This window comes from Pantoea phytobeneficialis (genome assembly GCF_009728735.1).
Taxonomy (GTDB): Bacteria; Pseudomonadota; Gammaproteobacteria; order Enterobacterales; family Enterobacteriaceae; genus Pantoea; species Pantoea phytobeneficialis.
In genome coordinates this window covers 4134854-4155663 of record NZ_CP024636.1, presented here as the reverse complement: position 1 = coordinate 4155663, position 20810 = coordinate 4134854, and the positions used below count along the sequence as shown (strand labels likewise).

Here is a 20810-nt window from a genome sequence, read left to right as displayed (position 1 = left end):
TCCAGGCTTATACGCCTTTTGCTCCGCGTCGACTGAAAAATCATGACATTTATCGCAACCCTGATTCTGGCCTTAGGTATGTCAATGGACGCTTTCGCCGCAGCACTTGGCAAAGGCGCGTCCCTGCATCGTCCAGATTTTAAAGAGGCACTGCGCACCGGTCTGATTTTCGGTGTGATTGAAATGCTCACCCCGCTGATTGGTTGGGCAATTGGCCTGGCGGCCAGTCGTTATGTAATGGCATGGGATCACTGGCTGGCCTTTGGCCTGCTGACCCTGCTCGGTGGCCGTATGATGATGGCGGGCTTAAGTCAGACCGCCGGTGAACCCTGTGATCCGCCGCAGCGTCACGGTTTTATGGTGCTGGCGTTAACCGCGGTAGCCACCAGTCTGGATGCCCTGGCAGTGGGTGTTGGCCTGGCGTTTTTGCAGGTGAACATCGTGATGACCGCTATCACCATCGGCGCAGCCACCACCGTCATGGCGACCACCGGCGTGATGGTGGGACGCTTTATTGGCCCGGTATTGGGCAAATGGGCGGAAGTGCTGGGAGGCGTTGTCCTGATTTGTATCGGTTCCACCATTCTGGTGGAACATCTGGGTTGGTTCAGTTAAGGTCTTTCGTATCGGCAGATTGTGCAGATGCGAAAAAACCTGCAATTTTGTGATCTGGTTCAAAGTTTCTTGCTTAAAAAACAGGCTGGGGATATACTTTTTTTAGTATTTCTCAACTTATTTTTAATCAGGTGCTTTATGAAACGGTTCTTCAAATACGTGTTTCGTGCTTATGTTGAAACTTACAAACACGTACCGCCGGGTGCTTTAAACTAAGCGCTCCGCACGCAACCCTCGATAATCGCGGTCAGGGATCGACCGGTGATTATCAATGATTTTCTTATCTCTCCCGCGCATTCTCTCCCCAATTTCTCCCTGAAAACGTCGTTTTACCCCTTCAGTCATCAGATTTAGATCTGGCTATAGCCTGAGGTTATACCCCGCCACTAAACAAGCATTCGTCACCCTCGCCAGCAGCATGGAATAGTCAGCTCAGGTCCTTTTCACCTGTCTGATACGAGAAACATCATGCTGATCCCGCAACCTTATTTGCTTTTCCTTGGCGACGTAACCGATCCACTGGCGGCTAAAACCGCGCGCGGCATCCACGTCTGGCGTCCTGAGCAGTGCGTTGGCGAAATCAAACTGCCTGGCTGCACCGTGAGCCTTGGTCTGGAAGAGATCGACATCGCCACCGCCAAAGCGCGTGGCGCGAAAACCCTGGTGCTCGGCACCGCCAACGCCGGTGGTTACCTGCCGCAGCACTGGCTGGATACCGTGCGCAACGCCATCAAAGCCGGTATGAATGTTGCCAGCGGCCTGCACCATCGTTTGGTGGATGAGCCTGAGCTGGTGGCGCTGGCACAGGAATTCGGCGTTGAACTGTTTGATATCCGCCATATGCGTCCGAAGCTGGACGTTGGCAGCGGCAAAAAACGTACCGGTAAGCGTGTACTTACAGTCGGCACCGACTGCTCAGTAGGCAAGATGTACACCTCGCTGGCGCTGGAAGCCGCAATGCGTGATATCGGCCTGAAAGCAGATTTCCGCGCCACCGGTCAGACCGGTATCCTGGTTGCGGGTGCCGGTATCGCGATCGATGCGGTGATTGCTGACTTTATCGCGGGTGCGGTTGAAGCGTTGTCACCGGCTAACGAGGCCGATCACTGGGACATCGTTGAAGGCCAGGGTTCCTTGTTCCATCCGTCCTACGCCGGTGTTTCGATGGGTCTGATCCACGGTGCGCAGCCGCAGTGGCTGGTGATGTGTCATGAGATGGGCCGCCCACATATGCGCCATCTGCCGCATCAACCGATGGTCAGCCTGAAAGATTGCGTGGAAGCTAACCTGCGCGCCGCCACCGTCACCAGTGACTCGGTGCAACTGGCCGGTTTCGCTATCAACACCTCGAGCTACAGCGAAGAAGAAGCGCGCGCCTACTGCGCCGAGGTCAGTGCCGAGTTTGGCGTACCTGCCACCGACCCGGTGCGCTTTGGTATCAGTGACATCGCGGCGCTGCTGAAGGAGCGTGGCTAAGATGCGGCGCATGCAGATTGAAGTGCTGGAGCTGCCGCTGGCGCGCCCGTTTGCCATCTCGCGTGGCACGCGCACCGCAGTGACGGTGATTCGCGTCACCCTGGAGCAGAATGGCTTTATTGGTCGCGGCGAATGTACACCTACGCCGCGTTACGACGAAACGCCAGAAAGCGTCAACGCCGAGCTGGAAGCGATGCGCGCTGACATCGAAGCGGGCCTCAGCCGTGTCGATCTGCAAACCCGTCTGCATGCCGGTTCAGCGCGTAACGCGCTGGACTGCGCGCTGTGGCGGCTCGGCGCTGCGCTGGCGAAACAGTCAATCTGGCAGCTGACGCAGCAGGAGCAGCCAATTTCGGTGATCACCGCCGAAACTCTCAGCCTGGACAGCGTTGCCAATATGGCGGAAGCGGCAGCCGATGCGGTATCGCGTGGCGCGATCCTGCTGAAAATCAAACTTAATCGTGACGACATTCTGGAAAAAGTGGCGGCGATCCGCGCTGCGGCCCCGTACGCCACGCTGATTATTGATGCCAACGAAGCCTGGTCTGGTGTGGATCTGCACAGCCTGCTTAACGCGCTGCTGCCGTACAACATCGCGATGGTCGAGCAACCGCTACCGGCCGGTCAGGATCAGGATTTACAGCGTTTCACCCATCCGATTCCGGTGTGTGCTGACGAGAGTTGCCACACGCGGGAAGACATCGCGCAACTGCGCAATCGCTACGAAATGATCAACATCAAGCTGGATAAATGCGGCGGGTTAACCGAAGCGCTGGCGATGGTGGCCGAAGCACAAAAGCTGGATATGCGCCTGATGGTCGGCTGCATGCTGGGTTCATCGCTGGCGATGGAAGCGGCGCTGCCAGTGGCGATTGCGGCAGAACATGTCGATCTGGATGGCCCGATTTGGCTGGCGGCAGACAGCTCGCCATTCCTCTCCTATTCCCAGGGCCGAATCTGGCTATAACCCGCACGCGGAGCAACGATGACGGACACTTCACTTATGCACAACGCCGCCAGCGTTGCCGGTTCCGCGACTGCGCCGGTACTCGCTATTCAGGACCTCAGCGTCAGCTTTCGCGGCCGAAGCGGCGTTAGCCAGGCGCTGAAAGGCATCAATTTCGAAATACATCAGGGCGAAATCGTCGCCGTGGTTGGCGAGAGTGGATCGGGTAAATCGGTCACCTCGCTGGCGGTGATGGGGTTGCTGGCGGCGTCAGGCCGTATCGATCGCGGCAGCATCCAGTTCCGCGATCGTCGCGGTCAACTGCATCAGCTGGAAAAACTCAACGAAACCCAGCGCCGCACTTTGCGTGGCCGCGAAATGTCGATGATTTTTCAGGAGCCGATGACCTCACTGAACCCGGTGTTGCGCGTCGGCGATCAGCTGACGGAAGCGCTACGCGACCAGCAAATTTGTGGCAAAGCCGAGGCCGAAGCGCGTGCGCGCGAACTGCTGCGCCAGGTGCGTATTGCCGATGTCGATCGCGTGATGAAAAGCTACCCGCACTCGTTATCGGGTGGGATGCGGCAGCGAGTGATGATTGCGCAGGCGCTGGCCTGCGACCCGCAATTGTTGATCGCCGATGAGCCGACGACCGCGCTCGACGTTACGGTGCAGGCGCGCATTCTGCATATCCTGCGCGATCTGCAACGCGCCAAACAGATGGCGGTGCTGTTTATTACCCACGATATGGGCGTGGTGGCGGAAGTCGCCGACCGTGTGGTGGTGATGTATCGCGGCGATGTGGTGGAACAGGGCACGGTGGCGGAGATTTTCAATGCGCCGCAGCATCCTTACACCAAAGCCTTGTTGGCGGCGGTACCGAAACTCGGTGACATGCGTGAACACGCCTGGCCGCAACGCTTTCCGCTGCTCGGTGCCGTGCCAGCCGATAATGCCGAACAGCGCACCGCGCGTTATGACGACAAACCGCTGCTCGATGTCCGTGGCCTGAAAGTGTATTACCCGATTCGCAGCGGCATCTTCTCGGCGCTGACTCACCAGGTACATGCGGTGGAGCAGATCGATTTCACGCTGTGGCCGGGAGAAACCCTGGCGATTGTTGGCGAGAGCGGCTGTGGCAAATCCACCACCGGTCGCGCGTTGATGCGTTTAATCAACAGCGATGCCGACAGTATCCATTTCCAGGGTAACGAAATTGCCAACCTGAAAGAGGCACAGTTTCAGCCGCTCAGGCGTGAAATCCAGATGGTATTTCAGGACCCCTATGCCTCACTCAATCCGCGCTTAACCGTGGGGTTCACCATTGCCGAGCCGCTGCTGCTGCATGGCGTGGTGAAGTCACTGGAGGAGGCGACGCCGCAGGTGGAAGCGTTGCTGAAAAGTGTTGGCCTGCTGCCGGAACATGCGCGCCGTTATCCGCATGAGTTTTCCGGCGGCCAGCGTCAGCGCATTGCGATTGCCCGTGCAATGGCGCTGAAACCAAAAGTAATTATCGCTGACGAGGCGGTCTCTGCGCTGGATGTGTCGATTCAGGCACAGGTGGTGAACCTGATGATGGATCTGCAACAACAAACCGGTGTGTCGTGGATTTTTATCTCGCATGACATGGCGGTGGTGGAGCGTATCGCCAACCGCGTGGCGGTGATGTACCTCGGCCAGATTGTGGAGCTGGGGCCACGCCAGTCGGTGTTCAATAACCCGCAACATCCCTATACCCAACGGCTGCTGGCTTCGGTGCCGGTGGCAGATCCACAGAACCGTCCACAACGAACTTTCGAAGACAGCGAGATCCCCTCGCCGCTACGCAAGGTGGGAGAAACGGTCATTAAACCCCGTTATCGCCAGGTTGCTCCGCAGCACTGGGTCGCTGACGGCATTGTTTCGCGCTAACCCCAATACCAGGAGATTTTATGAACCCGTTTTTCCGTCGCACCTCGCTCGCTCTCGGACTTACCCTCTCCCTGGCGGCTGCCGCACAGGCGCAGGATCTGCACATCTCAATGTATGCCGATATCACTGGCCTTGATCCGCACGATACCTCGGACAACGTCAGCTATTCGGTGCAGAGCGGTATCTTTGAACGGCTGTTCCAGTTTGATGCCCAGATGAAGCTGCAACCCTGGCTGGCGACCGGCTACACCAGCAACGACAGTGCCACCGAATTCACCCTGACGCTGCGCAAAGGCGTGACCTTCCAGGACGGCACGCCGTTCGATGCGGAAGCGGTGAAAGCCAACCTTGAACGCCTCGCCGATCAGACCAAAGGCCTGAAGCGCAACAGCCTGTACAAGATGATCGCGAAAGTCACGGTACTGGCCCCGGATCAGGTCAAAGTTGAGCTGAACCAGTCGTTTGGTGCTTTTATCAACACCCTGGCGCATCCGTCGGCGGTGATGTGGAGCCCGGCAATCCTCAAGCAGTACCCGGACGAAGCGCAGCTGCGTCTGCATCCGGTGGGTACCGGTCCGTTTAAGTTTGTTGACTGGCAGCCGGGGAAAGCGGTCAACCTGACCAAATACGATGGCTACTGGCAGAAAGGTTGGCCGAAAGTCGATAACGTCACCTTCTCACCCAGCCCGGAAGATGCCACGCGCGTGGCCGCACTCAAGTCCGGTCAGGTGGATGCGATCTGGCCGTTGCCGTCCGATCTGATCAGCACCGTGCAGAACGACAGCAAGCTGGCGATCCAGCGCGATCCGAGCATTTACCTGTACTACATGGCGATCAACACCCAGCACAAACCGCTGGCGGATCTGCGCGTGCGTCAGGCGATCAACTACGCCATCGATCGCAATCTGTGGCTGAAAGTGGCGTTTGCCGGTATGGGCAAGCCAGCCAGCTCCGCCATCCCGGAAGGGGTGCAGTTCTGGCAGAAGCAGAGCGACCCGAACTACCGTTACGCACCGGATGAAGCCAAAGCGCTGCTGAAAGCGGCGGGTTATCCGAACGGTCTGGATCTGAAGCTGTGGACCACCAACGCCACTGCCAGCGTGCGTGCGGCGCAGTTCCTGAAAGCGCAGCTCGCGACCGCAGGCATTCGCGTCACCGTGACGCCAATGGATTCCGGGACGCGCAACGCCAAACTGTGGGGCGTGAAGGATCCGAAGCAGGCGGAATTTGACCTCTACTACGGCGGCTGGTCCACCTCTACCGGTGATGCGGATTGGGCACTGCGCCCGCTGTACGCCACCGAATCCTGGGTGCCGACCTCATACAACGTGTCGTACTACAGCAACCCGGCAGTGGATAAAGCGATTGCCGGTGGCCTGGCCACCGCTGACCCGGCGAAACGTGGTGTGGCGTATGCCGAAGCGCAGAAGCTGCTGTGGAAAGATGCCCCGGTCGCCTTCCTCGGTACGCCAGACAACCTGGTGGGTAAACGCAGCAACCTGAGCGGCGTGTCGATGCTGCCAGATGGCAACTTCCTGTATACCCAGGCGGCATTTAAGTAAGACATCGCTGTGACCCTCACCCCGGCCCTCTCCCGCAAGACGGGAGAGGGAGGTAGTGATGGTGCTCGATCAGTCCCCTCTCCCTCTGGCGGGAGAGGGTTAGGGTGAGGGCCCCACCGCTCGCACCATCACAAAAAGGAAACGCATGTTCGCATACATCATTCGTCGTCTGCTGGAGATGATCCCGGTACTGCTGGTGGTCTCGCTGCTGGTATTCGGCTTCATCAAACTGCTACCGGGCGATCCGGCACGTATCTACGCCGGGCCGGATGCACCGCTGGCGGCGGTGGAAGCCGCGCGTCAGCATCTTGGTCTGAATGACCCGCTGCCGCAGCAATATCTGCACTGGCTGGGCGGCCTGTTTCGCGGCGATCTCGGCGTCACCTATCGCACGCAACAACCGGTGCTGGAAGTGATCAAAAAAGGCTTTATGCCGACCATGTGGCTGGCGCTGGCGGGCTTTGCCTGGTCGGTGATTCTTGGTCTGTTTCTGGGTGTGCTGGCGGCACTGAAACGCGGTAAATGGCAGGACTGGACGCTGATGAGCGTCGCGGTGGGCGGTATCTCAATGCCGACTTTCTGGCTGGGCCTGCTGCTGATTCAGTTTGTTGCCATGCCGTTTGGTTTGTTCTCGGTCAGCGGTTTCAACAAGCCCACCGATATCATCCTGCCCGCCATTACCCTTGGCTCCTCGGTGGCGGCGGTGATGGCGCGCTTTACCCGATCTGCGTTCCTGGAAGTGGCACAGGAGGATTACGTGCGTACTGCCAAAGCGAAGGGGTTACGTAATCGGCTGGTCACCTGGAAACATGTGATGCGCAATGCGCTGATCCCGGTGATCACCATGCTTGGTTTGCAGTTTGGTTTTCTGCTGGGTGGATCGATCGTAGTGGAAAGCGTGTTCAACTGGCCGGGATTAGGCTGGCTGCTGATCGAATCGATCAAAGCGCAGGATCAGCCGGTAATTCAGGCGCTGGTTATGCTGTTTGTCTTTGAATTTATTGTGATTAACCTGCTGGTGGATCTGCTGTACGCAGTGGTTAACCCGGCAATTCGCCTGCGACAGGAGCCGTGATGAGTCTGCAATCTCTGCCTGCCAACACGCAGGAGGCGATCCGTTCGCCGTGGCGCGATTTTCTCCACGCCTTTGTGCACAATCCACTGGCGCTGGTATCGGGCGGTTTTGTGTTGCTGCTGGTACTGGTGGCGATTTTCGCCCCGTGGCTGGCCCCGTGGGACCCGATGGCACCAGACTGGATGGCGCTGTCGTCACCGCCGTCTGCCGCGCACTGGATGGGCACCGACGATCTCGGTCGTGACCTGTTCAGTCGCATTATCTTTGGCGCACGTATCTCGTTATATGTTGGCGTTGTGTCAGTCACGCTTGGCATGGTGGTGGGCGTGATGCTTGGCTTGCTGGCGGGCTACTATGGTCGCTGGATCGACATGCTGATCATGCGTGGTTCTGATGTGCTGTTCGCCTTCCCCGGTATGCTGCTGGCGATTGCGGTGGTGGCCATTCTCGGGCCAGGTCTGAATAACGTGATTATCGCGGTGGCGGTATTCAGCGTACCGGTGTTTGCCCGCATCGTACGTGCGTCGACCTTATCGCTGAAGCAGGCCGCCTATGTGGAAGCGGTACGCTGCGCCGGTGCGCCGGACCGGGTGATCCTGCTGCGCCATATCCTGCCGGGTACGCTGTCGAACGTGATTGTCTACTTCACCATGCGCATCGGCACCAGTATTCTCACCGCAGCCGGACTGAGTTTTATTGGTCTTGGCCCGGAGCCGGACGTCCCGGAGTGGGGCAACATCCTCGCGATGAGCCGCAACATGATGATGGCGGGCATGTGGCACGTTAGCGTCTTCCCTGGACTGGCGATTTTTATCACGGTGCTGGCGTTTAACCTGCTGGGCGATGCCCTGCGCGATACGCTTGATCCCAAACTGAAGAGTTAAACATGGATTTTCAACAGATGCAGCGCGACCTGCTGCTGCAACGCTGGCGTGAAACGCGCCAGCTCGGTCAGCCGCGCAGCGCCTGTGGGCCGACCAACCTGATCAGCGATGTTCCCGGCGTGCGCGTCGGCCATGCCACGTTGGCCGAGGGTGAGATCCAGACCGGCGTCACCGCGATTGTGCCGCCGGGCGACAATCTGTTCCAGCAACCGCTGCCCTGCGCGGCAGCGGTGTTTAACGGCTTTGCCAAGCCGGTTGGTCTGGTACAGGTGGAGGAGCTGGGCGAATTGCAGACACCAATCCTGCTCAGCAACACCCTGGCAGTCGGCACGCTGTTTACCACCCTGGTGCGTGATGCCATCAGCCGCAACCCGGAGCTGGGCCGCAGTTTGCCTACGGTTAATCCGCTGGCGCTGGAGTGCAACGACGGCTGGCTGAACGACATCCAGGCGCTGGCGGTGACGGAAGCGCTGGCGCAGCAAGCCCTGCACCAGGCGCAGCCCGATTTCCCCCGTGGCAGCGTGGGGGCCGGGCGCGGTATGAGCTGCTTCAGCCTGAAAGGCGGCATTGGCAGCGCCTCGCGTCTGATCCCTTCATTGAATGCCACGCTGGGCGTGCTGGTGCTGGCGAACTTTGGCGCACTGACGGCGTTAACGCTGGATGGCGTGCGCCTCGGCGAGATGATCTCCCCGTTGCTGCCGGAACTGACGCCACAGCGCGATGCGGGTTCCATCATCATCATTATGGCGACCGATGCGCCGCTGGATGCTCGTCAGTTGAAGCGCGTGGCAAAGCGCGCGGGTGCCGGCCTGGGACGTCTTGGCAGCTACTGGGGTCATGGTTCCGGCGATATCGCGGTAGCCTTTTCCACCCAGGGCCAACCACAGCCACCGGACGATGCGGCGCTGGAACCCTTGCTCGCTGCCGCCGCCGATGCCACTGAACACGCGGTGCTGGATGCGTTGCTGAGTGCCGAAGCCGTTACCGGCTTCCGCGGCCACCACCGCCCGGCATTGACGGATGTTTTAGACAAACTGGCGCAACCATAACTTCCCGGTATTCTTGCGCGATAAATCGCGCCGCTACGAATGAACGCACGTAATGTAGCGGCGCGATTTATCGCGCGGTTTTGGCTTGTAACATGATTAACGGAACAAACATCACCCTATGAAAATCTTTATCTCCGCCGATATCGAAGGCATCGCGGGCGTGATGCGCCCGGAACAATGTTCACCCGGCCATGCGGAATATCAGCTGGCGCGTGAATTGATGGAACAGGAAGTCAACGCCGCCATTGACGGGGCATTTGCCGGTGGTGCCACCGAGGTGGTAGTGGCTGACAGCCACGCGCAAATGACCAACCTGCGCGCAGAAAATATCGATGCGCGTGCCCGGCTGGTGCAGGGCAAACCTCGCGGTTTGTCGATGGTCGAAGGGCTGGAGCAGCAACCGTTCGATGGCCTGTTTTTTATCGGTTATCACAGCGCGGCAGGAGAGCCGGGCGTGCTGGCGCACACCATTAACGGTCGCGCGTTCTGGCGCATCCATATCAACGGCAAAGTGATGGGCGAGAGCGATATCTATGCCGCTGCGGCTGCCGAACAGGGCACACCGCTGTGGCTGGTGAGCGGCGACGATCAGCTCAAGGGTTGGATGGGCGAGCATTATCCATCGGTGGACTACGTCTGCGTAAAACGCGCGATTTCCCATACCTGCGCAGAATCCATCAGCCCGCAGGCGGCGCAAAACGCCATTCGCGCGGCGGCGACGGCGGCAGTGCAGCGTGCCAGTCAGGTCAGCACCACCCGCCTCAGCGCCCCTTATGAGATGCAGCTCCAGGCGAGCAAACCGGTGCTGGCCGATCTGTTCAGCCTGATCCCCGGTGTAACACGTATTGATGCGGTAACGGTGGGCTATCGTGCCGAGCAGATGGGGACACTGATCAGCCTGCTGAGTGCCTTCTCATATCTGGCGAGTACGCAAAATTAAGCCACATCGCGCGCAGGTCGTACCGCTTTCCTGTGCGGCTTTTGGTAACCTGCGCGCGATTTTTTTATTCCAACGAGGCAGTCATGCAGCTTTGCAGTTTTTATCTTATTGACCAGGCAACAAAAAGTTATGGAATCGTGCAGGAACAGGGTGTGGTGGATCTCGGCAAACGCCTCGGTGCCGAATGTCCCGACCTGAAAACCCTGCTGCAACGTGGTGCGCAGAGCGACCTGGCAGCGTTCCACGCGCTGCCTGCCGATTACCCCTTCAGTGCTATCCGTTTTCTGCCGGTGATTGAGAATCCGGGTAAGGTGTTTTGCGTTGGGATGAATTACGCCGACAAACGCAAAGAGTTTGCTGAAACGCTTGAAGCGCCGACCTTATTTGTGCGCTTTGCTGATTCGTTGGCGGCTCATGAGCAGCCGCTGCTGAAACCGGTCACTACCCAGGAGTTCGACTATGAAGGCGAGCTGGCGGTGATCATCGGCAAACCGACGTATCAGGTCAAAGCGGATGAAGCGTTGGCCCACGTCGCCGGTTACAGCTGCTTTATGGATGCCACCGTGCGTGACATGCAGTTCACCTGGTTCACTGCCGGGAAAAACTGGCCGCAAACCGGGGGTTTTGGCCCGTGGATGACCACCGCGGATGAGATCCCCGATCCACAGCAGTTGGCGATTAAAACCTGGCTGAATCAGCGTGAAGTACAGAACGACACCACCGCCAGCATGGTGCATCCGGTAGCGAAGATCATCGAATACATCTCGGCATTCAGCCCGCTGGCGGCAGGGGATGTGATCATCACCGGTTCACCAGGCGGCGTGGGTAAGAAGCGCACGCCACCGCTGTTTATGTTCCCCGGCGATGAGATTGAAGTGGAGATCGAAAAAATCGGACGCCTGCGTCACCCTATTGCGTGATAAATCACGCCGCTACTGATGGGTGCAATCATTTGTAGCGGCGCGATTCATCGCGCGGGTTTTGGTGCTTAGCGCGTAAACGTCACCACACGGCTGCGGTTCAGCAGCAGCCGCACGCTATCGCCGCTGCGCGCCAACACAAAACGTTTTTCCCACGGACCATCCAGCGCGGTAGCCAGCACGCGATCGCCGCCCAGCGATTGCAGCGTGGCACGAATCGCCGCCGGGCCGATGCCCATCGTCAGCGCATCCCCTTCAATCACCATTTCACTGCGCCACTGCGGCGCAAACCAGCGTCCTTGCAGGTTATCGAGGCTGGCGCTATCGGGCTGCACCGGCACAAAACGGCGCGCGGCATGGCCGATTTCACCAACAATCGCCGCACCGTCGTGGCGTAACTGCATGGGGAAGGTACTGGAAAGGGAGACGGCGTCGCCGTGACGCTCGTCGCGCCACAGGGTTTCACCGGCACCGAGCCAGGTGGCGGTAACGCCGTTAATCTCCAGCCAGTCGGCGGCATCCGGTGCCACATACAAACCGGGTGTCAGATCGTGCCCCTTCTCCGGCAACGTGCGGCCCAATGCCGCCGCCAGGATACGCAGTGCGCTTTCGGAGGTGGTGATATCTTCGCGGTTGGCGACCAGAGCTACCCCAATCTTCAGTTCCGGGTGCAGCAGGAAGTAACTTTTATAACCGGCATGGGAACCGCCATGACCAAACAGCGTCTGGCTACCGAGCGTCGAGCTGGTGATGCCAAGGCCATAACCGCTGGTGCGTCCATCGTTGAGATTGCGCGGCGCACTCAGCCGTTGCAGCACGCCTGCACCGGGACCGGTGTCTGCCAACAGCGTTTGCAGCCAGCGCGTCAAATCATGCAGGCTGCCGGTCACGCTGCCGGATGCCGACAGATGCAGACCGGCGCTGGAAAGCTGCCACTGCTGCCCATTATTCCAGTAACCCGGCACCAGGCCGGGGACGATATCAAACCAGCTTTCCGGGGCGAACAGGTTGATATCCAACGGTTCGCAGACGTATTGCTGCAACAGTTCGTTGAACAACACGCCTTTGGCTTTCAGCGCTTCTTCCACCAGACGATAACCGGTGTTGGTGTAGGAAATCTCGCTACCGGGCGGATAACTGAGATCGCCTTCGCGCGCCACGAAAGCCAACAGGTCGGCGGCGGTGGTGGCGTTGTAGACCGACAAACCGAGCAGCGACAGGGTTTCACGCACATCCGGCAAACCGCTGCTCATATCCAGCGCCTGGCCGACGGTTACTGAACCATTAGCGCCGGTCAATTGCGGCAGATGCTGGGCCAGGGTGTCTTCCAGTCGCAGATAGCGGCGGCCTGGCCCGGTCACCAGTGCGGCAAACAGATGTTTGGTGATGGAGGCAAAGCGCACCACGCTGTCGGCGGTGAACGGCGTTTGTTGGGCCAGATCGGCCAAACCGGCACAGTGGGTAGAGTGAATATGGTGAGCATCGAACAGCACGATGGCCCCGCCGGGTGCGCCGGGTTGTTGCCAGCTTTGCACAATTGAGTTTGCAACATCTGCGGCCTGTTGCCAGTGGGCTGTCATGCCGGTTCCTCCAGCGTCATGCTGAGATCAAAAAGTTGCGCGGTGTGCGGATGCTGGATGCGGCGGGCGCGCAGGTCATCGGCGCTTAGTTGCTCCACCATCTCGCCATGTTGCATCACGCCAATGCGCTGACACAGGTGCGTCACCACCGCGAGGTTGTGTGTCACCATAATGTAGGTCAGTTTGCGTTCGCTGCGAAGATCACTAAGTAAATTAAGGATTTCCGCCTGCACCGACACATCAAGTGCGGAGGTCGGTTCATCCAGCAGCAGCACTTCCGGCTCGGCAATCAACGCGCGGGCAATCGCCACACGCTGACGCTGCCCACCGGAGAGCTGGTGGGGATAACGGAACCGCACCGCCGCAGGCAGGCCCACTTCGCTCAGAGCCTGGCTGATGCGTTGCTCGGCGCGATCGAGCTGATGTACCAGCAACGGTTCGTGCAGGATACGGTCAATGGTCTGGCGTGGATGCAGCGAACCGAACGGGTCCTGAAACACCATTTGCACCTGACGAAAAAAGGCCCGGCTGCGTTTGGCACTCAGCGCCTGACCACCGAAGGTCATGCTGCCTTGCCAGTGTTCATTCAGGCCCGCCAGCGCCCGCAGGATGGTGGATTTGCCGGAACCGCTTTCGCCGACCAGACCAAAACTTTCGCCGTTACCAACGGCAAAGCTGACGCCTTTCACCACGGTGTGCGCACCAAAGGCGATGCGCAGATTATCGATTTGAATCATGTGTTTTGCTCGTTTAGCTAATCATCCGATCCAACTCGCGCGATAAATCGCGCCGCTACAGGCCGCTACAGGCCGCTACAGGCCGCTACAGGCCGCACCAGACCGTGGCGGCGCGATTCATCGCGCAATTTCGGAAACGCTTATTAATCCCGCCACGCCGCATCGCGCTGCAACACCGGCAACCGCTCGCGCGGATGGCGCAACGATGGCAGGCAGGCCAGCAATCCGCGGGTATAAGGATGCTGCGCCTGTTGTAGCTGCCCGGCTTCCAGCAATTCGACGATCCGTCCGGCGTACATCACCGCCACGCGATCGCAGAAATGCGACACCAGCGGCAGATCGTGGCTGATCAGGATCAACCCCATGCCGCGCGCAGAAACCAGATCGTCAATCAGTTTCAGGATCTCGGCCTGCACCGTGGCATCCAGCGCGCTGGTGGGTTCGTCAGCAATCAGCAGCTCCGGGTCCGGTGCCAGCATCATGGCGATCATCACGCGCTGGCCCATGCCGCCAGAAACTTCATGCGGATAGCGTTTTGCCACCGTCTCGGGATCGCGGATTTTGACCTGTTCCAGCAACTCAATCGCCGCCTGCATCGCCGCTTTTCTGCTGCCGCCTTTGTGCTCGCGCCAGGCTTCGGCAATCTGCTGGCCGATGGTCATCACCGGATTCAGCGAATATTTCGGGTCCTGCAAAATAAAACCAACGCGTTTGCCGCGAATCTGGCGCAGCACTTTTTCGCTGGCGCCGCGCAGATCGATACCATCAAAACGCAGCACATCTGCCGTGACTTCGGCATTGCCCGGCAGCAATTGCATCAGGCTGCGCGCTGTCAGCGATTTGCCGGAGCCGCTCTCGCCAACAATGGCGAACTTCTCGCGGCCAACGCTAAAGCTGACGCCACGCACTGCTTCAAAAGTCTCAGCACGATTGCGGAAGGCAATGCGCAGATTTTCAATTTCCACCAACATTTAGCGCTCCTTCGGGTCCAGCACGTCGCGCAGACCGTCGCCAAGAAAGTTGAACGCCAGCGACGTCAGAAAAATAGCGATACACGGCATCAGCGGCACCCACCATTCGCTGAACAGGAAACGGCGCGCGGTCGCGATCATCGTGCCCCATTCCGGTGAAGGTGGCTGTGCCCCCATACCGAGAAAGCCAAGGCTGGCAGCGGTGATGATGATCGAACTCATGTCGAGGGTGACGCGCACAATCAGGCTTGGCACGCACAACGGCATGATATGGCGCAGAATAATGCGTAATGGCGCTGCCCCGGTCAGACGACTGGCTGCGATAAAATCGCTGTTGCGGAACTGCAACGTCTCCGCACGCGCCAGGCGCGCATAGGGCGGCCACGCGGTGAGGGCGATGGCCAGCACCGCACTTTCGACACCCGGTTTCAGTGCGGCGACAAATGCCAGCGCGAGAATCAGGCGCGGGAAGGCGAGGAAGATATCGGTCAGACGCATCAGCGCCTTGTCGACAAATCCACCGGCATACCCGGCGATACAGCCAATTAACAGGCCGAGCGGGGCGGTCAGCAACACCACGGCGATCACCATGCCAAGCGTGGTGCGCCCGCCATAAATGATGCGCGTCCAGACATCGCGCCCCAGTTCATCGGTGCCGAGCCAGTGTGCCCAGGACGGTAACGCAAGGCGGTTATCCAGATGCTGCGCGCCAGGATCGAACGGTGTCAGCAGCGGGGCAAACAGCGCCAGCAGCAACATCAGGAAAATGACCAGCAGCCCCGCCATCGCCAGCGGGTTACTGCGCAGGCTGAGCCACAGACGATAGCGACGGCCCCACACCGCCTGACGGCGGTTAGCTGGCGTGTCATCAAGTAGCCAGTCACGAGAGAAAAAGATCATTTTACGCGCGGGTCCCAAAGTCGATAGAGAAGGTCAGCCAACTGGTTTAGCAGCACATACACGGTGCCGACCAGCAAGGTTGCGCCCACCACCGGGTTCATGTCGGCATTCATCAGCGAGGTGGTGAGATACTGCCCGAGGCCCGGCCAGGCAAAGACGTTTTCCGTTACCACCGCGCCTTCCAGCAGTCCGGCATAGGTCAGCGCCAGCACCGTCACCAGTTGCACCGCCACGGTGGGGAAGGCGTGACGCCAGATCACCCGAGCCGCAGATAAGCCCTTGGCGCGTGCCGTAATCACGAACTCGCCGCTCAGGGCGTTGAGCATAAAGGTACGCGTCATACGCGTGATGTAGGCCATGCTGAAATAAGCGAGGATCAACACCGGTTGCGCCATATGCGCCAGCGCATCGCGGAAAGCGTCATATTCACCTGCCAGCAGCGAGTCGATGGTGAGGAAACCGGTGACCTGCGGCACCATATCCTGCCAGATGATGTCCTGACGTCCCGGTCCTGGCGCGATACCCAGCACCGCGTAGAACACCAGCAAACTGAGTAACGCCAGCACGAACACCGGCAGCGAGTGGCCGGCGAGGCACACTACGCGGATGGTTTGATCCACCCAGGTGCTTTGCCGCACCGCCGCCCACACGCCCAGCGGGATACCGATCAACGCGGCGATAATAATCGCCGCCGTTGCCAGCTCCATAGTGGCAGGGAAGAAACGTGCGATATCGGTGGTGACCGGATTGGAGGTCAGAATCGATTTGCCGAGATCGCCATGTAACAGCTGATTGAGGTAATGACCAAACTGGATGTAAAGGGGCTGATCCAGCCCCATCTCCGCACGTACGCGCTCCACAACGGACTGAGGCGCGTTATCACCGACCGCTGCCAGCACCGGATCGGTGGGCATCACGCGGCCAATGAAAAAGGTCAAAACCGACAGGCCAAACAGCGTCAGCACCAGGCTGCTCAGGGTGCTGACGATTTTCTTCAGTAACGGCATCAGGCTTTTTTCACCTGCTCATACGGCCATTGTTCCAGCACCGTCATATGGACATCGCTGATATTTTTGCCGACGGCGACGTTTTTGGTTTTCTGCATCATGTAGATAAACGGACTCTTCTCGCGACCCAACTGCTGAATCTGGTGATACAACGCAATACGTTTGGCCGGATCGGCTTCGTGCAGCGCCTGCTCGGTCAGCTTGTTGAACTCATCATCAGACCAGCTACAACGCCAGGCCAGCGTGCGGTTGCGCGCGTTGTCGCTGTTGTCGGTGTTAACGCAGAAGGCTTCGGTATTGGAGTTCGGGTCGAAGTAATCCGCACCCCATACGGTCAGCGCCAGTTGATGCTGACGGGCGCGCATTTTGGTCAGTACCTGACGGTTTTCCGCCGCAATCAGCGACACTTTGATGCCAATCGCGCCCAGTTGGGTCTGAATCGCCTGGGCGATATCCGGGTAGGGCTGCATCGAGTAGTGGTCGAGGGTGATTTCAAACCCGTCCGGATAACCCGCTTCCGCCAGCAACGCTTTGGCTTTGGCGACATCTTTATGGAATGGGTTGTCGTCCAGCGCTGCCGGGAAACCACTCGGCAGGAAACTCTGATGGGTGGTGAAGCTCATCGACAGAATGTTTTTCTGGATGCTGTCGTAATCCAGCGCCCATTTCAGGGCCTGCCATATCTGCGGTTTTTTCAGGTATTCGTTATTGGTGTTGCACGACATCAACATCACGGACGAGAGGGACTGATTGACCAGATTGACCGCAGGATCGTTTTTTACCTGCAACAGTTGTTCGGTGGTCAGGTCATAAGCGGCATCGACATCGCCTTTTTTCAGCATCAGTGCCTGGGCCGCCGGGTCGGCAATATGCTTCAGGATCACGCGTTTAATTTTGCTTTGGTTGGCAAATTGCGGGCTGAGTTCCAGAATAACGGTTTCGCTGGCTTTCCAGGTGCGCAGGGTAAAGGCACCGGAACCGGCGCTGTGCTGTTTCAGCCAGGCGTTACCGAAGTCGTTGTTCTGCTGGTTCGCCAGGCACGCTTTCTTCGATACGATGCTGCCGACGGTGGCTGACAGGCAATACAACAGGAAGCTTTCAGCGGCCGGTGCGCCCAGTTTCATCTCCAGCGTATGGGTGTCTTTCGCTGTCACCAACTGGGTGACGTTATCTTTGGTAAAGCCAAATTGGTTAATGATAAACGCCGGGCTTTTATCCAGTTTCACGATACGTTCGATGGAGAACGCTGCATCTTCGGCAGTAACGGGCGTGCCGTCGGCGAATTTAGCCGCCGGATCGATGTGAAAGGTATAAACGCTGTTGTCGGCGTTCACTTCCCAGCTTTTTGCCAGCGCGCCAATCACTTTGTCGGCCTGCTGAGGGTCCGGCATGACCAGCTTCTGATACAGGTTGCCGCAGATCTGGCCGCCGATAGCTTCAAAGCTTTCATGCGGGTCGAGGCTGGTCATGTTATCCAGCTGCATCGCCATCACCAGCATGCTGGGGGGCGTGGCAGCAAAGGCAGAATTGAGGCTGAGATACGAAAGGAAGGGCACTGCGGTGCATCCTGCAAGAAAACGTCTTCTGGTTACCATGACAACTCCAACTTATTGATTATTAAAATAAAAAAATTATTATTTGCTGTTTTTTGTCTTGACATTCCCGCCGGGCAGGAGGATTAATAACAGGCATTAAGCCTTTTGTTTCATACGCAGCCGCTTGCCCTGTTTCGGTGCATTGTGCCCCGTCAACTGGCAGCGTTTGCGCTTTCCCCTGAACAAGAAACGGATACAACATGTCTGACTCGCCGAACGCCAACCGGATTGCCATCCCGGTTTTTGATGGTCACAACGATGTCCTCAACAAACTGTGGCAACACCATCAGCCCGATGCCGTGAATGTTTTTTTCAACGGCACTGAATCAGGCCAGATGGACTTTCCCCGCATCCGGCACGGAAATATGGTAGGTGGGATTTTTGCCACCTGGGTGCCATCACACCCGCTAGTTGCAAGAAGTGCGCCAGACCTCTCAGATTTTCCTCATGAAATTATCAGCACTGCGCGCGATGCCACCTTCTCCATGCTGGCGTTATTGCTGCGGATTGAGCAGGCGTCGCAGGGCCAGGTAAAAATCTGCCGCAGCGTGCGTGATATTCGTGAATGCATGAGTAAAGGGGTTCTGGCGGTGGTGATGCATGTTGAAGGGGCGGAAGCGCTGGATACGCATGGCGAGCTGCTGGACATCCTCTACGCCAGCGGGTTACGTACCCTGGGGCCGCTATGGAGCCGTCCGAACCAGTTTGGCGACGGCGTCCCCTTCCGTTATCCCTCCTCGCCTGATATCGGCAATGGTCTGACGGCGGCAGGTAAACAACTGGTGCGTGACTGTAACCAGCGCCGCATCATGGTGGATCTGTCACATATGGATGAAAAAGGTTTCTGGCACACCGCTGAGATCAGCGATGCGCCGCTGGTGGCGAGCCACTCCAATGCGCATGCGCTGAGTGCCCAGTCACGCAATCTCACCGATCGTCAACTGGCAGCGATTGCGGAAACTCAGGGTTTTGTCGGCGTGAACTTTGCGGTGCCGTTCCTGCGTGAAGACGGCGATCGTCACGCGCCCACCACGGTGGACGCCATCGTGCGGCATGTGGAATATCTGCTGGAAAAAGTGGGTGAAGATGGCGTCGGCTTTGGTTCCGATCTGGATGGCGCGACCATGCCGGGCGATATGAAAGACGTGGCCGGTTTCCCGCTGGTGGTGGATGCGCTGGCGGCGCGCGGTTATTCGCAAGAGTTGCTGGAGAAAATTTGCTACGGCAATTGGCTGCGTGTGCTTGAAGCCACCTGGGGCGAATAATCGTGCGATTGCGACATATTGAGGTGTTTCAGGCGATTGTGCAGACCGGCAGCATCAGCGGTGCGGCGCGCCTGCTTAATGTGTCGCAGCCGAATGTCAGCCGGGTGTTGAACCACGCCGAGCAGCAGCTTGGTTTTGCGCTGTTTGAACGGCGCGCCCAGGGGATGATTGTGACGGCGGAAGGGCGGCGTTTGCTGCCGGAAGTGGAAGAACTGTATCAACGCTTACAGTCCATCACCGAGCTGACGGAGCAACTGCGGCGTGGCGAAGGACAGACGGTGCGCGTTGGTGCGGCGCATGCTTTTGGTCAGATGGTGCTGGCCCCGGCGCTGGTCACCTGGCGACAACAGGCGGCATCGGTCAGCGTGGAGTTGGTCACCGAACATTTCAGCACCCTGTGTCGCAGCATTCTCGATAATCAGCTCGATTTCGCGCTGGTATTTGGTCAGCAGGTGGATGCTGACCTGCTGGCGGAACCTTTGTTTCAATCCTCAATGGTGGCGCTGCTGCCGCTGCATCATACCCACAATGAACCGGTCACCCTTGAATGGCTGTGCGCCAATAACCTGCTGATGATGCAAAGCCAGGACCCGTTGGGCCGTGTGCTGCATCGCGCGCTGCGGGATAAGGGGTTAAATCCGGGGGTGTCGTTGTCGATTAAAACCTACTCGGTGATTGCCGACATGGTGCTGGCGGGCGGCGGCGTGGGGATCGTGGATCTGTTTACCGCCTGTCGTTATGCCGATCAGCTGAAGCTGCTGCCAGTGGCACAGCCGTTGCCGTTTGAGGTGATGCTGATTAGCCGCCGTGACCGGCCTCAGTCGCAATCGACCCTGCAACTGAAACAGGTGATTCGTAATAAGTTGTGGGAGATTGCGCGGCAATGTGAATCACGGTTTTTTACGGTGAAGCTGTAGGGGAGCGTTCGCCTTGGCGATGTTTTGGCTCCGGGGCGGTTTCGTTCGCCGCAGGCTGATGCAGTTTCAGTTCGCCGGTGCGGCGACCGAGCAAAGGGTGCCTGGCCGCACCCTTTGCAATCCCGGGCCTTGCGCCAGCCTCCCTCGCCGCTACGCGGTGCTTTTTGCGCGATAAATCGCGCCGCTTGTATCTTGAAGTTGTAACTGGTTAGCTACCCGTTACACGAAACGGAGGCAGCTTGTCGCGCCGCTTAAGACCCGATCTTGTGCCGTAGCTTAAAGCCCTCCGTTTCTCCTTTCACGCCAGCATCTACTCTGAACGGTAACCAGAAGCTCTGACTTCGTATGTACAAGGCAAGATGGCGTGATGGTTCATGTGAAAGGGAGCTGTCTTATGATTTATCTCGGTATTGATGTCAGTAAAAACAAACTCGACCTCTGCCTGTTGCCCGGCAACGGG

19 protein-coding genes are annotated in these 20810 nt (G+C 58.5%); 13 read left to right on the top strand and 6 right to left on the bottom strand.

What is annotated here, in order from left to right; translation table 11 throughout:
* Positions 1-42 precede the first annotated feature (42 nt).
* The 11 genes from mntP (at position 43) to CTZ24_RS19300 (ending at position 11378) form a co-directional block, all read left to right on the top strand.
* The gene (gene mntP, locus CTZ24_RS19345; protein WP_208724378.1) at positions 43-615 is read left to right on the top strand and encodes a manganese efflux pump MntP; all 573 of its coding nucleotides are present in this window, start codon (positions 43-45) and stop codon (positions 613-615) included.
* A gap of 27 nt (positions 616-642) precedes the next feature.
* On the top strand, positions 643-831 hold the full coding sequence (locus CTZ24_RS26990) for a hypothetical protein (protein WP_496198562.1): 189 nt from the start codon (positions 643-645) through the stop codon (positions 829-831).
* 252 nt (positions 832-1083) lie between these two features.
* Positions 1084-2091 carry an N-acetyltransferase DgcN gene (dgcN, locus tag CTZ24_RS19340; protein ID WP_208724377.1) on the top strand — a complete coding sequence of 336 codons (1008 nt, stop codon included), beginning with the start codon at positions 1084-1086 and terminating at the stop codon, positions 2089-2091.
* Between the two features lies 1 nt (position 2092).
* Entirely contained in the window at positions 2093-3058 is a 966-nt protein-coding gene (gene dgcA, locus CTZ24_RS19335; protein WP_208724376.1) for an N-acetyl-D-Glu racemase DgcA, read from the top strand.
* A gap of 18 nt (positions 3059-3076) precedes the next feature.
* Positions 3077-4948: an ABC transporter ATP-binding protein gene (locus tag CTZ24_RS19330; protein ID WP_208724375.1), complete on the top strand. Its 1872-nt coding sequence runs from the start codon at positions 3077-3079 to the stop codon at positions 4946-4948.
* Between the two features lie 20 nt (positions 4949-4968).
* On the top strand, positions 4969-6510 hold the full coding sequence (locus CTZ24_RS19325; protein ID WP_021184964.1) for a glutathione ABC transporter substrate-binding protein: 1542 nt from the start codon (positions 4969-4971) through the stop codon (positions 6508-6510).
* Positions 6511-6655: 145 nt separating this feature from the next.
* Complete coding sequence (locus CTZ24_RS19320) at positions 6656-7585, top strand: ABC transporter permease (RefSeq protein WP_021184963.1); 930 nt, start codon at positions 6656-6658, stop codon at positions 7583-7585.
* The gene (locus CTZ24_RS19315) at positions 7585-8469 is read left to right on the top strand and encodes an ABC transporter permease subunit (protein ID WP_208724374.1); all 885 of its coding nucleotides are present in this window, start codon (positions 7585-7587) and stop codon (positions 8467-8469) included. Before CTZ24_RS19320 ends, CTZ24_RS19315 begins: the two co-directional genes overlap by 1 nt.
* Positions 8470-8471: 2 nt before the next feature.
* Positions 8472-9518, top strand: coding sequence for a DmpA family aminopeptidase (locus tag CTZ24_RS19310; RefSeq protein ID WP_208724373.1), 1047 nt, complete (start codon positions 8472-8474; stop codon positions 9516-9518).
* A gap of 118 nt (positions 9519-9636) precedes the next feature.
* Complete coding sequence (locus tag CTZ24_RS19305; RefSeq protein WP_208724372.1) at positions 9637-10458, top strand: M55 family metallopeptidase; 822 nt, start codon at positions 9637-9639, stop codon at positions 10456-10458.
* A gap of 83 nt (positions 10459-10541) precedes the next feature.
* Entirely contained in the window at positions 10542-11378 is an 837-nt protein-coding gene (locus tag CTZ24_RS19300) for a fumarylacetoacetate hydrolase family protein (protein ID WP_021184959.1), read from the top strand.
* A gap of 68 nt (positions 11379-11446) precedes the next feature.
* On the opposite strand, the gene CTZ24_RS19295 is transcribed toward CTZ24_RS19300, so the two are convergent.
* The 6 genes from CTZ24_RS19295 to CTZ24_RS19270 form a co-directional block, all read right to left on the bottom strand.
* Positions 11447-12958, bottom strand: a complete 1512-nt coding sequence (locus CTZ24_RS19295) for a serine hydrolase domain-containing protein (protein WP_208724371.1) — start codon at positions 12956-12958, stop codon at positions 11447-11449.
* The gene (locus CTZ24_RS19290) at positions 12955-13695 is read right to left on the bottom strand and encodes an ABC transporter ATP-binding protein (RefSeq protein ID WP_021184957.1); all 741 of its coding nucleotides are present in this window, start codon (positions 13693-13695) and stop codon (positions 12955-12957) included. The genes CTZ24_RS19295 and CTZ24_RS19290 overlap by 4 nt, the downstream gene beginning before the upstream one ends.
* A 143-nt stretch (positions 13696-13838) precedes the next feature.
* Positions 13839-14666, bottom strand: a complete 828-nt coding sequence (locus CTZ24_RS19285; protein WP_021184956.1) for an ABC transporter ATP-binding protein — start codon at positions 14664-14666, stop codon at positions 13839-13841.
* On the bottom strand, positions 14667-15566 hold the full coding sequence (locus CTZ24_RS19280; protein ID WP_021184955.1) for an ABC transporter permease: 900 nt from the start codon (positions 15564-15566) through the stop codon (positions 14667-14669).
* Positions 15563-16573 carry an ABC transporter permease gene (locus CTZ24_RS19275; RefSeq protein ID WP_021184954.1) on the bottom strand — a complete coding sequence of 337 codons (1011 nt, stop codon included), beginning with the start codon at positions 16571-16573 and terminating at the stop codon, positions 15563-15565. Before CTZ24_RS19275 ends, CTZ24_RS19280 begins: the two co-directional genes overlap by 4 nt.
* Positions 16573-18168 carry an ABC transporter substrate-binding protein gene (locus CTZ24_RS19270; protein ID WP_208724370.1) on the bottom strand — a complete coding sequence of 532 codons (1596 nt, stop codon included), beginning with the start codon at positions 18166-18168 and terminating at the stop codon, positions 16573-16575. The genes CTZ24_RS19275 and CTZ24_RS19270 overlap by 1 nt, the downstream gene beginning before the upstream one ends.
* Before the next feature lie 200 nt (positions 18169-18368).
* On the opposite strand from CTZ24_RS19270, the gene CTZ24_RS19265 reads away from it, so the two are divergent.
* Together CTZ24_RS19265 and CTZ24_RS19260 are read left to right on the top strand one after the other, a co-directional pair.
* Positions 18369-19433 carry a dipeptidase gene (locus CTZ24_RS19265; protein WP_021184952.1) on the top strand — a complete coding sequence of 355 codons (1065 nt, stop codon included), beginning with the start codon at positions 18369-18371 and terminating at the stop codon, positions 19431-19433.
* A 2-nt stretch (positions 19434-19435) separates the two neighbouring features.
* Complete coding sequence (locus CTZ24_RS19260) at positions 19436-20350, top strand: LysR family transcriptional regulator (RefSeq protein WP_208724369.1); 915 nt, start codon at positions 19436-19438, stop codon at positions 20348-20350.
* Positions 20351-20810: the final 460 nt, after the last annotated feature.

Coding starts and splice junctions, on each gene's coding strand:
- CTZ24_RS19325 (WP_021184964.1), top strand. CDS start 4,969: ATGAACCCGTTTTTCCGTCGCACCTCGCTCGCTCTCGGACTTACCCTC.
- CTZ24_RS19305 (WP_208724372.1), top strand. CDS start 9,637: ATGAAAATCTTTATCTCCGCCGATATCGAAGGCATCGCGGGCGTGATG.
- CTZ24_RS26990 (WP_496198562.1), top strand. CDS start 643: ATGCGAAAAAACCTGCAATTTTGTGATCTGGTTCAAAGTTTCTTGCTT.
- CTZ24_RS19300 (WP_021184959.1), top strand. CDS start 10,542: ATGCAGCTTTGCAGTTTTTATCTTATTGACCAGGCAACAAAAAGTTAT.
- CTZ24_RS19290 (WP_021184957.1), bottom strand. CDS start 13,695: ATGATTCAAATCGATAATCTGCGCATCGCCTTTGGTGCGCACACCGTG.
- CTZ24_RS19320 (WP_021184963.1), top strand. CDS start 6,656: ATGTTCGCATACATCATTCGTCGTCTGCTGGAGATGATCCCGGTACTG.
- CTZ24_RS19270 (WP_208724370.1), bottom strand. CDS start 18,168: ATGGTAACCAGAAGACGTTTTCTTGCAGGATGCACCGCAGTGCCCTTC.
- dgcA (WP_208724376.1), top strand. CDS start 2,093: ATGCGGCGCATGCAGATTGAAGTGCTGGAGCTGCCGCTGGCGCGCCCG.
- CTZ24_RS19280 (WP_021184955.1), bottom strand. CDS start 15,566: ATGATCTTTTTCTCTCGTGACTGGCTACTTGATGACACGCCAGCTAAC.
- dgcN (WP_208724377.1), top strand. CDS start 1,084: ATGCTGATCCCGCAACCTTATTTGCTTTTCCTTGGCGACGTAACCGAT.
- CTZ24_RS19285 (WP_021184956.1), bottom strand. CDS start 14,666: ATGTTGGTGGAAATTGAAAATCTGCGCATTGCCTTCCGCAATCGTGCT.
- CTZ24_RS19275 (WP_021184954.1), bottom strand. CDS start 16,573: ATGCCGTTACTGAAGAAAATCGTCAGCACCCTGAGCAGCCTGGTGCTG.
- CTZ24_RS19310 (WP_208724373.1), top strand. CDS start 8,472: ATGGATTTTCAACAGATGCAGCGCGACCTGCTGCTGCAACGCTGGCGT.
- CTZ24_RS19265 (WP_021184952.1), top strand. CDS start 18,369: ATGTCTGACTCGCCGAACGCCAACCGGATTGCCATCCCGGTTTTTGAT.
- CTZ24_RS19315 (WP_208724374.1), top strand. CDS start 7,585: ATGAGTCTGCAATCTCTGCCTGCCAACACGCAGGAGGCGATCCGTTCG.
- mntP (WP_208724378.1), top strand. CDS start 43: ATGACATTTATCGCAACCCTGATTCTGGCCTTAGGTATGTCAATGGAC.
- CTZ24_RS19330 (WP_208724375.1), top strand. CDS start 3,077: ATGACGGACACTTCACTTATGCACAACGCCGCCAGCGTTGCCGGTTCC.
- CTZ24_RS19295 (WP_208724371.1), bottom strand. CDS start 12,958: ATGACAGCCCACTGGCAACAGGCCGCAGATGTTGCAAACTCAATTGTG.